The organism is Microlunatus aurantiacus, assembly GCF_039536605.1.
Taxonomy (GTDB): Bacteria; Actinomycetota; Actinomycetes; order Propionibacteriales; family Propionibacteriaceae; genus Microlunatus; species Microlunatus aurantiacus.
Genome location: NZ_BAAAYX010000020.1, coordinates 384,017 through 398,336, shown reverse-complemented (window position 1 = coordinate 398,336; position 14,320 = coordinate 384,017). Strand labels below are relative to the sequence as shown.

Annotated in this window: 11 protein-coding genes; 6 read left to right on the top strand and 5 right to left on the bottom strand. The window is 69.9% G+C overall.

Translation table 11 applies throughout. From position 1 onward, the window contains the following. Nucleotides 1-43 precede the first annotated feature (43 nt). From ABD714_RS20195 to ABD714_RS20180, 4 genes are all read left to right on the top strand, one after another. A complete protein-coding gene (locus ABD714_RS20195; RefSeq protein ID WP_344814245.1) occupies nt 44-2,218 on the top strand; it encodes an acyltransferase family protein in 2,175 nt (724 codons plus the stop codon). Nucleotides 2,219-2,444: 226 nt separating this feature from the next. Beyond that, nucleotides 2,445-3,881: an SDR family NAD(P)-dependent oxidoreductase gene (locus ABD714_RS20190; protein ID WP_344814244.1), complete on the top strand. Its 1,437-nt coding sequence runs from the start codon at nt 2,445-2,447 to the stop codon at nt 3,879-3,881. After that, nucleotides 3,878-5,170, top strand: a complete 1,293-nt coding sequence (locus tag ABD714_RS20185; RefSeq protein WP_344814243.1) for an acyltransferase family protein — start codon at nt 3,878-3,880, stop codon at nt 5,168-5,170. Before ABD714_RS20190 ends, ABD714_RS20185 begins: the two co-directional genes overlap by 4 nt. Beyond that, nucleotides 5,140-5,952, top strand: a complete 813-nt coding sequence (locus ABD714_RS20180) for an SGNH hydrolase domain-containing protein (RefSeq protein ID WP_344814242.1) — start codon at nt 5,140-5,142, stop codon at nt 5,950-5,952. The genes ABD714_RS20185 and ABD714_RS20180 overlap by 31 nt, the downstream gene beginning before the upstream one ends. A 78-nt stretch (nt 5,953-6,030) precedes the next feature. Here the strand turns inward: ABD714_RS20180 and ABD714_RS20175 are convergent, their stop codons facing one another. From ABD714_RS20175 to ABD714_RS20165, 3 genes are all read right to left on the bottom strand, one after another. Continuing rightward, the gene (locus ABD714_RS20175; RefSeq protein ID WP_344814241.1) at nt 6,031-7,401 is read right to left on the bottom strand and encodes an endonuclease/exonuclease/phosphatase family protein; all 1,371 of its coding nucleotides are present in this window, start codon (nt 7,399-7,401) and stop codon (nt 6,031-6,033) included. 272 nt (nt 7,402-7,673) lie between these two features. After that, nucleotides 7,674-9,149, bottom strand: a complete 1,476-nt coding sequence (locus ABD714_RS20170) for a multicopper oxidase family protein (protein WP_344814240.1) — start codon at nt 9,147-9,149, stop codon at nt 7,674-7,676. A gap of 34 nt (nt 9,150-9,183) precedes the next feature. After that, a complete protein-coding gene (locus tag ABD714_RS20165) occupies nt 9,184-9,663 on the bottom strand; it encodes a COX15/CtaA family protein (RefSeq protein WP_344814239.1) in 480 nt (159 codons plus the stop codon). 271 nt (nt 9,664-9,934) lie between these two features. Between ABD714_RS20165 and ABD714_RS20160 the strand changes: the two genes are divergently transcribed. Continuing rightward, the gene (locus tag ABD714_RS20160) at nt 9,935-11,470 is read left to right on the top strand and encodes a hypothetical protein (RefSeq protein ID WP_344814238.1); all 1,536 of its coding nucleotides are present in this window, start codon (nt 9,935-9,937) and stop codon (nt 11,468-11,470) included. Nucleotides 11,471-11,504: 34 nt separating this feature from the next. On the opposite strand, the gene ABD714_RS20155 is transcribed toward ABD714_RS20160, so the two are convergent. Beyond that, nucleotides 11,505-12,587: a VIT1/CCC1 transporter family protein gene (locus tag ABD714_RS20155; RefSeq protein WP_344814237.1), complete on the bottom strand. Its 1,083-nt coding sequence runs from the start codon at nt 12,585-12,587 to the stop codon at nt 11,505-11,507. A 58-nt stretch (nt 12,588-12,645) separates the two neighbouring features. On the opposite strand from ABD714_RS20155, the gene ABD714_RS20150 reads away from it, so the two are divergent. Next, nucleotides 12,646-13,173 carry a 2'-5' RNA ligase family protein gene (locus ABD714_RS20150; protein WP_344814236.1) on the top strand — a complete coding sequence of 176 codons (528 nt, stop codon included), beginning with the start codon at nt 12,646-12,648 and terminating at the stop codon, nt 13,171-13,173. A 78-nt stretch (nt 13,174-13,251) separates the two neighbouring features. Here the strand turns inward: ABD714_RS20150 and ABD714_RS20145 are convergent, their stop codons facing one another. Next, the gene (locus tag ABD714_RS20145) at nt 13,252-14,088 is read right to left on the bottom strand and encodes an aldo/keto reductase (RefSeq protein ID WP_344814235.1); all 837 of its coding nucleotides are present in this window, start codon (nt 14,086-14,088) and stop codon (nt 13,252-13,254) included. Nucleotides 14,089-14,320: the final 232 nt, after the last annotated feature.

Below are 14,320 nucleotides of genomic sequence, written 5' to 3'. Positions count from 1 at the left end.
CAGGCGACCAACCGGCCGCCCCGCGCTGGTAAACTCAGCCGGGATGAGCACCGCTGTCCGACCTCTTGTCGAGCGCGCTCGTTGGGGGCCCGATGCGGTGAGTTCTGCCGAAGCGGCGACCGAGACGCCCTTCCGTCCCGAGGTCCAGGGTTTGCGAGCGCTGGCGGTGGGGCTGGTGGTCTTCTATCACCTGTGGCCGAACCGGCTCACCGGCGGATTCGTCGGGGTCGACGTCTTCTTCGTCATCTCAGGTTTCTTGATCACCTCGCACATCTTCCGAGAGTCGGCCGTCTCCGGCCGCTTGCAGGTGACCCGATTCTGGGCCCGACGCATCCGCCGCCTGCTTCCAGCCAGCCTGCTGGTGCTGGCACTGTCGTCGGTCGCCGTCATTCTGTGGCTCCCGTCCACTCAGTGGGCGACAACGTTCCGCCAGGTTGTGGCCAGCGCCCTGTACGTCGAGAACTGGGCCCTTGCCGCCGCCGCCGTCGACTACATGGCGGCCGACAACGTGCCGACCGTCGCCCAGCACTACTGGTCGCTGTCGGTGGAGGAGCAGTTCTACCTCGTCTGGCCGCTGCTCATCGTCGGTCTGCTGCAGTTCCAGCGATGGGCGTACCGGCGGAGCACCGCCCTGGCCGGAAGGCGATCCCCGGCGACCTCACCGGAAGAACGACGACGTATCTTGCTCGTCGGTCTCGGCCTCCTCGGCCTGGTGTCCCTCACCTGGTCCGTGTACGCCACCAGTCAGGATCAGCCGATCGCTTATCTGTCCACGTTCACCCGAGCCTGGGAGTTCTCCGCCGGAGCGGTGGCCGCGCTCGTCACCGTCCGGCTGGGGGCTCGAGCCCGAATCGCCCTCGGCTGGCTCGGTGTGGTGGCCATGCTGTGGGCCGGCTGGTCCTACACCGACAGCAGCGCCTTCCCCGGGTGGATCGCTTTGGTCCCCGTGCTCGGGACGGTGGCCGTTATCCTCGCCGGTCACGGTGGACCTCGTACTGCCGGCTGGTGGCTGGCCCGGCGTCCTGCGACCTTCGTCGGCGACATCTCGTATTCGGTCTACCTCATTCACTGGCCGCTGATCGTGCTCGTTCCTGCTGTGACCGGGTCTTCGCTGACACTGCTGCAGAAGGTGGCGATCCTCGCGGCCACGGTCGTGCTCGCCTGGGTGTCGAAGACCTACGTCGAAGACCCTCTGCGCCAGCGACCGATGCTCGCCGCCAGCCCCCGCCGGGCCTACGTGTTCGCAGTCGTCGGGATGGCGTTCGTCGTTGGTGGGGTGGGCGTCACGAGCGCCGTCCACCAGAAACGTCTCGATCTAGCGGACGCGGCTGCTGTATCTGTCCTCGAGAGTGGCGATCCATGTCTTGGCCCGCGAGCCCTCGCGGATCCCGCGGCGTGCGGCGGCGTCGAGGGGGCCCGCACGCTCGTGGCGCCTGAGTCCCTGAAGGCCCAGGCCTCGGCTGCGCGACTGTTCGACTGCCAGACCAACCTGACCATGGTCACCGTGCTCGACTGTGTTGTCGGCCAACCTGGTGGGAAGGCCACCGTCGCCCTGGTCGGCGACTCACATGCAGGCATGTGGCGCGATGCTATGGACGCGCAGGGCAGGGCCGAGGGCTTCTCGGTACGGATCTACGCCAAGAGCGGCTGCCCGCTGACTCAGGCTCGCCGCGTGTTGGCCAGCGAGACCAGCGACGCTCGCCAGCTGTCGTGCGAGCGGTGGCGCCAGGACGTGATGCAGCGACTTCGACAGGACACCGATATCCGCGACGTGGTGACGAGCGCATTCAGCAGCTCCTACACCTGGCAGTCCGTGCCAGACGGCCAGGAGCTCGCTGACCCTGCCTCGGACGGGTTCACCGAGGTGTGGCGGCCACTGCTCGAGCAGGGCAAGCGTGTGCACGTCGTCCGGGACACACCCACGCCGCAGCGGTCGGTCCCGAGTTGCCTCGAAGCTGAAGCAGATGCGACGGCGTGCAACTGGCCACGCTCGGAGGCGCTCACCCCCGACATCCAGGCAGCGACGGCTCGAGCACTTGTCGACGACGGGGTCGAGGGAGTCGACGTCGTCGATCTCACCGAGTCGTTCTGTGACCGCCGGACCTGCTATGCGCAGGTCGGCGGTATCCCCGTCTTCCGAGACCGGTCACACATGTCGCAGGAGTACTCGCGCCTGATGGGCCAGTTCCTGGCGACCGAGATCGACCTGCCGCGCTGACGTGTGCGCTCTCGTTCTCGTTCGGGGCGGAACCACTATCTTCGGGCCCTTGCCGCACCGACGCTGCACGGGGCCAGGGCGTGTGCAGTGACGCGATGTGCCGATCGTCCGCGCAGTGCTGTGAAACCCATCGCATCAGCGGCCGTCGGCCATTGCGTGCGCCTTCGTCACCAAGGGCCGCATGTCAGACCGGCGCGACAGCACGTGAACAACTAGAATTCCGCGCGTGTCTCGCCTGCGTAATGTCGCCGTGATCCTGGCCGGGGGTACCGGCACCCGAGTCGGTCTGAACATCCCGAAGCAGCTGATCAAGATCGCCGGAAAGCCCATCATCGAGCACACCATCGCGACGATGCAGGCCTCACCGCTGATCGACGAGATCATCGTGATGATGGCTCCCGGCTACCTCGACGACGTGCGTGCCGTGGTCAAGAAGGGCGACTACGACAAGGTCACCCATATCCTCGAGGGCGCCGGCGGTCCGGGCGCCACCCGGAACGACACCACCGCGCTCGCACTATCTGCGCTGGGCGAGGACGACTGCAACGTGCTGCTGCACGACGCCGTCCGGCCGCTGGTCTCCCAGACGATCATCGCCGCAAACGTGGAGGCGCTGGAGACCTACCAGGCCGTCGACACCGCCATCCCCTCGGCCGACACGGTGATCCAGGTGGACGCCGTCTCCGGCGAGGACGGGAAACCGCGGATGACCGACGTCCTGCCCCGGCACCTGCTCCGTCGGGGGCAGACCCCGCAGTCGTTCCGGCTCTCCACCATCCGGGCCGCGTACGCCAAGGCGGCCGAGGATCCCGACTTCCAGGCCACCGACGACTGCACGGTCGTCCTGCGCTACCTGCCCGAGGTGCCCATCGCCGTCGTCCAGGGACACGAGCGCAACATGAAGGTCACCGAGCCGATCGACGTCTACATCGCCGACAAGCTCTTCCAGCTGACCTCCGCCGACCACCCCGCCCCGCTGTCCGAGCAGGACTACCACGAGCGTCTTGAGGGCAAGACATTCGTCGTCTTCGGTGGGTCGTACGGGATCGGCGGGGACATCGCCGACCTGGCCAGGTCCTACGGCGCGACGGTGAAGACGTTCTCGCGCTCCGCCACCAACACCCACGTCCAGCGTCGCGAGGACGTTGTCGCCGCCTGCCGTGAGGTGCTGGCCGAGACCGGTCGGATCGACTTCGTCGTCAACACCGCCGGAGTGCTCCCCCGGGGCGAGCTGGCGGAGTCGACTGAGGAGACGATCTACGCGGCTACCGAGGTGAACTATCTGGCGCCGATCTTCATCGCCCAGGAGTTCTACCCTCACCTGGTGGAGACCCAGGGTTCGCTGCTGCTCTTCACGTCGTCGTCCTACACCCGCGGACGTTCGGGCTACTCCCTCTACTCCTCGGCCAAGGCCGCCGTGGTGAACCTGACCCAGGCGCTGGCCGACGAGTGGGCGGGCACCGGGGTCCGGGTCAACTGCATCAACCCCGAACGCACCGGGACCCCGATGAGGACGAAGGCGTTCGGCGCGGAGCCGCCCGGCACCCTGCTGTCCTCGCCCGAGGTGGCGAAGCAGTCCCTCGATGTGCTGCTGTCCGGGCAGACCGGACACATCATCGACATCCGTCGCGAAGAAGGTCCAGCCGCCCTCGCCAACGGATGAGGACGCTGGAGCACTCGAAGACGACGCGGCAGGCCGGGGCGAGTCGGTCCGGTTCCTTCCGGCCTGACGTGCAGGGTCTCCGAGCGGTTGCTGTCGGTCTGGTGCTCCTGTACCACGCGGGCGTGGTTCCGTTCAGCGGCGGCTACGTCGGCGTGGACGTCTTCTTTGTGATCTCCGGCTTTCTCATCACCGGCCACCTGCTCACCTCGATCGAGCGCGACGGGCGCCCTCATTTCGCTGACTTCTATGCCCGGCGGGCCCGCCGCATCCTGCCGGCTGCGCTCGTCGTGCTCACGCTCACCGCCCTGGCCCTGCCGATCTTCGCTCCTCCGTTGTCGCTGGCCGGGCAGTTCAAGGCGGCCATCGCCACGGCCCTGTACGTGCCCAACCTCTGGTTCGCCGCCCAGGACACCGACTACCTCGCCGATCACGCCGCCTCGCCCTTTCAGCACTACTGGTCTCTGGGCGTCGAGGAACAGTTCTATCTTCTGTGGCCGCTGGCTCTGCTGGGTCTGGTCCTGTTGGCGCGTGGGCGGCGCGCCCTGGTCGTGGCGGGAATCGCCGGACTCGCCGTGACCAGCTTCGTCCTCGGTCTCATCGCCACGCCCTGGAACCAACCGCTCGCCTTCTTCTGGCTGCCGACCCGAGCGTGGGAGCTCCTGGTGGGCGGTCTTGTCGCTGCGCTGGTCCTTGATCGCCCGCCCCGGGCACCCCGATGGATCGTCGTGGCCGGTGGTTGGGTCGGTCTGCTCGCTGTGGTCGCCGCCGCCGTCATGTTCGACGGGCGTACCGTCTTCCCCGGTACCGCGGCCGCCGTACCGGTCCTCGGGACCGCTGCCGTCATCTACTTCGGTTCCGTCCGTGGACCGCTCGGACCTACCAAGCTGCTGTCGATCGAACCGGTTCAGCGCATCGGTCTGATGTCCTACGCCCTCTACCTCGTCCACTGGCCCCTGCTCGCGCTGCCGTCCATGTCGGTGCCGGGAGGAGTCGGGGGCCTTCCGCTCTGGCAGCGCCTCGGTCTGGGCATCGTGCTGGCGGTGCCCGCAGGGTGGTTGCTCCACCGCTTCGTCGAAGAGCCCACGCGTTCGCCGCGAGGGCTCACGTCACGGCCACCACGGCTGACTCTGATCGCGGCCGCGCTGGCTACCGTGCTCATGACTCTCGGCGCGGTCGCCGGACTCACCTGGTCCAGTAGCCGGACGATCACGGCGGGGGGCGAAGCGCCCGCACCCCCGATCGTCCGGCGCACCCCCCGGTGGCCACGACGGAGGTGCCGACGAACCTGACACCTGCGCTGACCGCCGTCGAGCGCGACGTCCCGGGCGTGTACGACCGCCCTGGATGCCACCTGGACACGCTCAGCACCGAAGTCCAGGACTGCCGCTTCGGGGATGTGAACGGGGCGTTCCGGGTCGCCGTCTTCGGGGATTCCCACGCGGCTCAATGGCTGCCGGCCCTCGAGCGCCTCTCTCGGGAAGACGGCGACCTGGCGATCGCCAGCTACACGAAAAGTTCCTGCCCGGCCGCTTCAGTCACCATCTCCCTCAACAACCAGCCCTATGCCACCTGCGACACATGGCGGACCAAGGTGCTGGCGACGTTGACATCGGCACCCGCTGATCTCGTGGTCGTGTCGTCGTACGCCTTTCACCCGCTTGCCAGCGGCGCCACCGGCGCCGACCGCAGGAACGAGTGGAGCGTTGGGCTGCGACGCACCATCGATCAGGTTCTGGCGGCGGGGAGCTCCGTGCTCGTGGTGGCCGACACACCGCGGTTCCCGACCGCCCCGCCAATCTGTCTCTCGAGCCACGTCCAGGACACCAGGCCTTGCGCCGGAGACCCCGCATCGGCTCGAGATCCGACGCTCACGATGGCGGAGAGGACCGTCACGGTGTCGGCCGGTGCCGCGTACGTGGACCTGACTCCCGCGCTGTGTGACACCCGTACGTGTCCGATCATCGTCGGGAACCTGCTCGTCTACCGCGACGTCAACCACCTGACGGCGACGTTCGCCGCCTACCTCGCACCCGAGCTGCGCGAGGAGGTCGAGAAGGCTCGGCCGGGCTGACTGCAAAGGTTACCGGCCTCGCCCTCCGCATCGTCCGACAGGCACCACGCGCCGACCAGGCCTGCTACTCGACCTGACTCAGATCCTGACGTCCGCCCACACCAGGTTGTGGTCGGACGGACGGTCCGCATCCGGGTTCTGCAGCATGTTGACCCAGCGGTCGGCGCCGCCCTTGCCGCGCTGCACCATCACCACGTCGAGGTGCGGTCCGTAGCCGTGGGACGAGCGGCCGAGCGTGGTCGCGAAGCCGTTGGAGGTGTTGTAGTCGGCGTTGACCTTCACCTTCGCGGCGGCGGTGTCGTAGAAGCCGCCGGCGACCAGGACGTTGTGCCCGGAGTAGCCGGACTTGTCGCTCTGCCAGGTGTTGATGTCGGCGCCGAACACCACCGGGTACTTCTTGGTGTTCAGTCTGTTGATCAGGCTCACCAGGTAGCGCGCCTGGTCGCCACGCAGCTTGTCGTACTTGGCCCCGGTGGTCTTGCTCGAGCTGTGCCGCTCGTCCAGGTGCGCCGAGAAGGCCCAGAACTTCTGGCCTGTCTTGCGGTTCTGCAGCAGCGCGTAGCTGCCGCGGCGACGCTTGCTTTCGCTGTCCCCGGAGGCGATGGGCAGGGCGAACGAGCAGGACGCGTTGTACGTCGTCTTGCCGGTCTTCTCCGGGCACGAGCTGAGCATCTTGTAGCGCTTGTTGTCGTAGAGCACCCGACCGCCCTGGGTGCCGCGCTTCTCCCCGGTCTTCACCAGCAGGGTGGTCCGGTTCATCCGGTAGTCGTACGACTTGCCGCCCTGCTTGGCGAGCTGGGCCAGCAGCGTGGTGGTCTGGCGGCCGACCTTGGCGGTGGACCCGCCCTTGCCGTCCGCGCGCCCGGGGGAGATCTCCTGGAGCAGGACCACCCCAGCACGCGAGGTGAGGATCTCCTTGGCCACGTCGTCGACCCGCAGCAGCCAGTTCCGCTTGTCCTTGGTGGCCTTGACGGTCCTGACGTTGAAGGTGGCGACCCGCAGGTCCGTCCCGCTCCGGGACTGGTCGGTGCCCAGGGCCTGCGGCATCACCGCCTGCAGGTTGGGGTACGCCTTGGTGACCGTCTTCGACCCCTCCTTGTTGACCGCGAAGAGGCGGTAGTAGAGGTAGTTGGCCGAACCGAGCGGAGCCCCCGCGCTGGCGGCCTGGGCCGCGGTCAGCGTGTAGGACCGCGCCCCCGCGGAGATGACGAAGGTCTTGGCGTTGCGGCCCGATGTGGGCAGCGACGAGTCGCTGGACTTGCTGAACGCGGTGAGACCGGTCTCCAGCAGGAAGTAGTCGGTGTGGCTGCCCGAGGTGCTCCAGCTGAAGCGCACCTCCCCGGGTTTGGCCCCGGGCACGGCCACCACGTTGCTGATCGACGACGGGGTGCTGACGGCCCCGGCGGGCTGCGCGGCGGACACCAGACCCAGAGCCAGCACAGGGCTCACGGACAGGGCAATGAGACGGCGACGAAGCATGACACTCCTCGAACGGACCGCGGTGACTTGCACCTCGGCCTTGATGGTCTTGCCCCCCGGTCGTGCGATGGATGCACGCGCTGCGCCGGAGACTAGTCGACCCGCCGACATAGATACAACTGTTACGAGAGTGTTAGTTGTTGCTCAGGTTGAGTAAGGGTCGAGACTTTTCGTTATCGGAGTCGGCGTGTCGCTCCCCGGCCATCGGTGAGTCGAGTTCTATTGTGCGCCGTCGACAGGAATCACTCCGGTCGGTTGGGCCGCTCACCACCGATCCGGAACGGGGTGTCCCAGCCCTCGTACATCAGATGGGCGACCATGCCGTCGGCGGCGTGCTGCAGGTTGTGACAGTGGTCCATCCACACCCCCGGGTTGTCGGCCAGGAAGGCGATCTCGTACGTCTGGCCGTCCGCCACGTCGAGTGAGTCCACCCACCAGGGGCTGCCGGTCGCCGCGACCCCGTTGCGGCTCAGCACCAGGGCCCGGTGACCGTGCAGGTGCATCGGGTGCACCTGCCCGCTGGAGTTCTCGATCCTCATGGTCACCACCTCGCCCTCCCGCACCACGTACATCGGCACGTTCGGGTAGAGGTGACCGTTGACCGACCAGAAGAGCCCGGGACGACCCTTCACGAAACCAGGACGCCGTCCGATCCGGTAGGCGAAGTGACGGACCGCGTCGCCGGGCTCGAAGCCCGCCGGCGCCGGGGTGCCGTAGGTCAGCAGGTCCAGGGAGGTGACGGGCTGGGGCGGTGGCCCGCCTCCGTCGCCCGTGCCGATCACCACGGCCGTGCCCCGGCTGAGCTGCCACCGGGTCGCTCCGACGGCCGGCGCCGTGACCTCGACGTCGAGGCGCCCGCCGGCGGTCAGCAGCAGACCCTGGTCCCGGACGGCAGTCGGCTCGTGCACCGGCGACCCGTCGACGGCCAGCAGCCGGTACGGCGCGTCCGTCCACAGCGGCATCGGCGCGTTGTCGGTGTTGACCACCCGCACCCGCACGACCTCACCGGGCGCCGCCGGCACCGTGAGGTCACCCGGTCGGCCGTTGACGGTGCGGACAGCGCCGTACGTGTGGGCCAGGGCGAGAACATCGTGGGGACCGCTGCGCTGGCCTCGGGGCAGGATGACCAGTCCCCCGAAGAGCCCACCCCGCACCTGGGGGTCCGACACCTGGTGCGAGTGGTACCAGAAGCTGCCCGCCCGGTCGGCCACGAACCGGTAGGTGAAGCTGCCACCCACCGGCACCGCGTCCTGGGTCACGCCCGCGACCCCGTCCATCGCGTTGGGCACATCGACTCCGTGCCAGTGGAGGCTGACACCCTCGGCCACCGAGGCGTTGTGCAGCCGCACCTCGACCAGCTGGCCCTCGGCCGCAGTGATCGTCGGCCCCGGTGTGGCGCCGTTGAGCGTGAAGCCGGCCAGCCGCTGGTCCCCGACCTCGACCGTCGCTGCTGCGGCGGTGAGGTCGACGCGGACGTCGGCCCGCCGGGCGGGGTCGACGACCAGGTCGGTGATCGGACGCAGGACGTGACCGACGTGCGGGCTGGCGTGGTCGGCATGGCTCGCCGTCGACGCCCCGGGCTGGGCACCGCCGCCGTGGTCGAGGTAGCCCATGTCCATCACCGAGTAGGCCGAGGGGACTCGGCTGGCCTGCCAGAGCACGGCCAGCGGGGCGATCACCAGCGCGGTGGCCAGGACCGGGACCCACCTCCGCAGCACCGTCGTCCTGCGGGCACCCACCGGCGTGAGCGGGTCAGGCGTGGGCGACGGGAGCTGCGGCGGTCTCGACTCCGACCGAGGTCGTCACTGCCGCACCCTTCCGCCGCCCCTGCAGTCCGGCCATGACGGCGGCGCCGAAGAGGACCAGGGCCAGGATCCCGTGCAGGATCCCGAGCTGCGGGACGCCGTGCGCGAAGATGCCGAGCGCCACCTGCACCGCCGTGGTCACGAACACGATCAGCCCCCACCGCACCGCACCCGCGGTCCTGGCGAAGAACGAGCTGATCAGCAGCAACAGGGCCACCGCCGGGATCACCATGGAGCCGAACATGCCGTGGATCATGAAACCGACGACACCGGGGAAGGTGACCTCGTTCTGCATGGCGGCCGCGTCCAGCGTGCCGCCCTGCTCGATCCAGGCGCTCAGCCCGAACACCGCAAAGGCGATCGCCGCCGCCTGCACCACCACCAGGCCGGCGACCGCGAACGCCAGCACCGTGTAGACCATCCTCATACCCGAGCCCCCTCGTGTGAGCGCCGCCACCCCGACGGCGTGCCTGTTCCTACTGTGGACCTGCTGTGGCTGCGCGGCAACGAGAAATCCGACCCACCTCGCGACCCGGCCAGGCGTCGGCACGCCACCGCCGGCAGGTCCCGACGACGACAGGAGGCGCCGGCGGTCGCTCAGATACCGGCCCGGCGTCTCTCTTCGATCGGCCACCCGCCCCGGGTAACCTCCGAGGCTCGTCGCACGTATGTCCTCATGACATCAGGGAGGACACACCGTGACCATCGCCCGCGAGATCGATCACGCCGGCCCCGTCGTCCGACGGCACCTGTGGTTCCCGTGCGCTCTCGCCGCGGCCTTCGGGCTCGCGGTCGCTGCCCGGCTGGGTGGGACCCTCCGCGGCAGCGGGCTCTACGGTCTGGGCAACTACGACGACGGCGTGCACTTCGCGGCGGCGCTGGGCCTGGTCAACGGGTTGCTGCCGTACCGCGACTTCCTGCTTCTCCACCCGCCCGGGGTGGTGCTCGCCCTCGCCCCGTTCGCCGCCTTGTCCTGGTGGGTCGGAGAGCCGAACGCGATGGCCGCGGCCCGGCTGTCCTGGATCGTGCTCGGCGGGGCGAACGCGGTGCTGTGTGGGCTGACCCTGAGACCGCTGAGCCGGGTGGCCGCGGCGGTGGCGGCGCTGTTCTACGCGCTGTCGTTCGGCGCGATGTACGTCGAGCACACCACCCTGCTGGAGGCTCCGGCCACCACCGTCCTGCTGCTCGGGCTGGTGCTCACCCGGCTGCTCGGCTCTGGTTCGGGGATCCGCGACCGGCACTACCTGGTGGCCGGGGCGCTGCTCGGGCTGTCGCCGGCGCTGAAGATCTGGGGCGTGGTCGCCGTCCTGGTCGTGGTGCTGGCCGTCGCCGCCCGGCGGGGCCGGCGGCCGGCCGCGCTCACCCTCGGTGCTGCCCTGGCGTCCTGCACGGCGCTCTGCCTGCCGTTCTTCCTGACGGCGCCGGGCGAGATGTGGCGGATGGTCGTGGTCGCCCAGCTGGGCCGGCGACGGACGATCGAGCCCGTCCCGGGCCGCCTCGACGACGTGCTGGGGGTTCGCGGCTGGAGCGCGGCCGGCGGCCAGTGGACCGCCGTGCTGCTGGCTGTGCTGCTGATCGTGCTCGGTTCCACAGCACTCTGCCTGCTCCGCTCCGAGCTGCGCGTGGTCGCGGCGTTGATGATCTCGCACGGGGCGCTGGTGATGACCACCCCGATGTGGTTCCTGCACTACGCGGGGTTGACGGCGGCGCCGATGGCCCTGACGGTCGGCGGGGCCCTGGCGGTGGTGATGGCCCGGACCCGTCCGGTCCGGTGGTTGCCGCCCGCCCTGGCGGCGTCGGCGGTGCTCGGCACGCTCGTGCTGGCCTGGCCGCTCCGTGATGTCCATCTGGGCGACAAGCAGTTCCCGGGCGCGCAGCTGGGGACGGTGGCCGCCGACTTCGGTGGCTGCACCACCACGGACTGGCCGATGACGCTGATCCAGATGGATCTGGTGCAGACCGACATCGACCGGGGCTGTCGCTTCGTGGTGGACCTGGGCGGCTACAGCTACTACCTGGTCGACAGCCCGTACCACCAGGAGTCCCGGCGCAAGAACGAGGACTGGCAGGCGCTGGCCCTGGAGTACTACCGCTCCGGTGACGCCGTCATCTCCGTCCGGTTCAGCACCGCGAGCGGCTTCAGCCGCCGCACCGCGGAGACCCTGAAGGGCTGGCCGGTGATCGCCGCGGCCGACGGGTACGTGATCCGGCGACCCGAGGTCGGCGGCGGCTGAGCCGCCGACGGGCGGCTCGGACGGCTCGGGCGGCTCAGCCGAGCGAGGCCCCGAAGGCCAGGCCCAGCAGGTAGGTGGCCCCGGCGGCGCCGTAGCCGATGGCCAGCTGGCGGAGCGCGCGCTTGAGTGGCGAGGCGCCGGAGAGGACACCGACCACCGCGCCCGTGCCCAGCAGGGCCAGACCCACCAGCACGGCGGCGACGGCGATGGCGACCAGTCCGGTGGCGCCGAGCAGGTAGGGCAGCACCGGGATGAGCGCGCCCGAGGCGAAGAAGCAGAAGCTGGACAGGGCCGCCGACCACGCGTTGCCCACCGCCTCGTGCGGGTCGACGCCGGCGGCGTCCGGCGAGTCGGCGTCCAGCACCTGGCTGGCCAGCACCGCACCGGCCCGTTCCTGCGCCGCGGTCGGATCCATCCCCCGCGCCCGGTAGACCAGCGCGAGCTCGTTGGCGTCGAGATCGAGGTGCGGCAGCGCGGCCTGCGCCCCCGGATCGGGACGCGTCGACTGGAGCAGCTCCCGCTGCGAACGGACCGAGACGTACTCCCCCGCGCCCATCGACAGCGCCCCGGCCAGCAGACCGGCGACCCCGGTGAACAGCACGGTCTGGGTCGAGACCCCGGTGGCTCCGATGCCGAGGACCAGCGCGAGGTTGGAGACCAGACCGTCGTTGGCCCCGAACACCGCAGCCCGGAACGACCCTGACAGCTGCTCGCGACCCCGCGCCGCCAGCCCACGCAGCACCTCGCCGTGGATCCGCTCGTCGGCGGCCATCTGGTCGGTGGCGTCCGCATCGTCGTCGTACGGTGTCCGACCCTCGGCCCGCTGCATCAGCGCCAGCACGAACACGGTGCCGAAGTGGGCGGCCAGGAAGACCATGATCCGGGTCCGCAGGCTGGTCCTCGGCGGAGGTTCGGCCGCCGGTCCCAACAGGTCGAGCCAGTGGTTCTCGTGCCGGCCCTCGGCCTCGGCCAGGGCGCTGAGGATCTGGTGCTCGGTGCCCTCCTTGCGGCCGGACAGGGTGCGGTAGACGGACGCCTCCGCCCGTTCGTCGGCGAGGTAGCGACGCCAGCGACGGATCTGACGACGGGTCGCCGGGGCGGCCTGCAGAGCACTCACGCCGACATCATCGCCCCTCGCGCGCCCGCGGCAGGCCGGTGTCCGTACGCTGCCGCCCATGCTCCCCGACGTCCCGACCAGCGGTCTGGTCGTGCTGGTGCCGGAGGCCGAGCGGGTGGTCGGTCCCCTCCGCCGCCGATGGGACGCCAACGCCGCCTGGGGCGTGGGCGCGCACGTGACCGTGCTCTACCCCTTCCTGCCGCCGTCGGCCATCGACACCACGGTGCTGGCGACCCTGCGAGACCTCTTCGCCGGGGTTCCCGGCTTCGGCTACACCTTCGCCCGGACGGCGTGGTTCGACGACCGGGTCCTGTGGCTGGCCCCCGACGAGGACCGTCCGTTCCGGGAGCTGACGAGACTGGTGCACACCGCGTTCCCGTCGTACCCACCGTTCGGCGGTGCGTTCCCCGATCCCGTGCCGCACCTCACGGTCGGCCACGAGGCACCGGCCGAGGAGCTCCGGGCGGCCGAGACCCAGCTGGCCGGCTTCCCTCCGGTGCGTGGCAGGGCGAGGGGGGTGACGCTGTTGGTGCAGCCGGATCCCCAGCGGCCCGTGCAGGTGCGGGCGGAGTTCGCCCTCGGCTGATCGCCGGTCGACAGCGGCGGTGCGCTCCGGCACCGCAACGCCCGGGTGGCAGGGCTCCCCCGCGGGTCGCTCGCGCCCTCAGAGCTCCTCGTGGGTCGCCGGGTCGAGTCCGCGCAACCGGCCGTCCTCGCGTCCCAGGGCCGAGATCTGGACCATCTCCTCGTCGGTCAGGGCGAAGCCGAACAGGTCGAGGTTCTCGTACTGGCGCTCGTCGTCGGCCGACTTGGGGATCGGCACCACGCCGAGCTGCAGGTGCCAGCGCAGGACGACCTGCGCCGCCGACACACCGTGCCGGTCGCCGATGGACCGGAGCAGCAGGTGGTCGAGCAGCTCCCCACCGCGGTAGATCGGGCACCAGGCCTGGGTGATGATCCCCCGGTCGGCGTTGGCGGCCCGCTGCTCGGTCTGCGGGAAGAACGGGTGCAGCTCGACCTGGTTGACCGACGGGGTCACACCGGTCTCGTCGATCAGCCGGTCGAGGTGCTCGGGCAGGAAGTTGCTCACCCCGATCGCCCGCACCAGTCCCCGGTCGCGCGCCGTGATCAGCGCCTGCCACGCCTCGACGTACTGGTCCACCCGTGGGTTGGGCCAGTGGATCAGGTAGAGGTCCAGGTGGTCGAGTCCGGTGCGGTAGAGACTCTCCTCGATGGTCGCGATCGCTGCGTCGTAGCCGTGCCGGCGGCCGGGGAGCTTGGAGGTGACGATGATCTCCTCCCGGGGGACCGACGACTGCCGTACCGCACGCCCCACGGCGCCCTCGTTCTCGTAGTTCACCGCCGAGTCGAGCAGCCGGTAGCCGACCTCGAGCGCCCGGCCGATCGCGTCCACGCCGGCCGCGCCGGACAGGCCGCCGGTGCCGAACCCGATGGCGGGCAGCGTGATCTCGGCTCCGAACACCGTGGGCACCGTGGGCATCGACGAACTCCTCTGGTCGGGGATCGCCTCATCCTCACCCATCGCGGTCCGGGCTCCACCGGCGGCTCACCGCGAGCGCGGATGCGGGGGCGGCAGCGGCGATGACGTAGAGTGGACCTCAGCAGTGCGCACTGGTCTCACCCCGCGCTGCCGGTGACGTTGAGCTCCGCTCCTCCCCTCCCAGTTTTCTTCGCGTGGTCGATGGCGACCGCGACGTTCGGATTCATCCGGT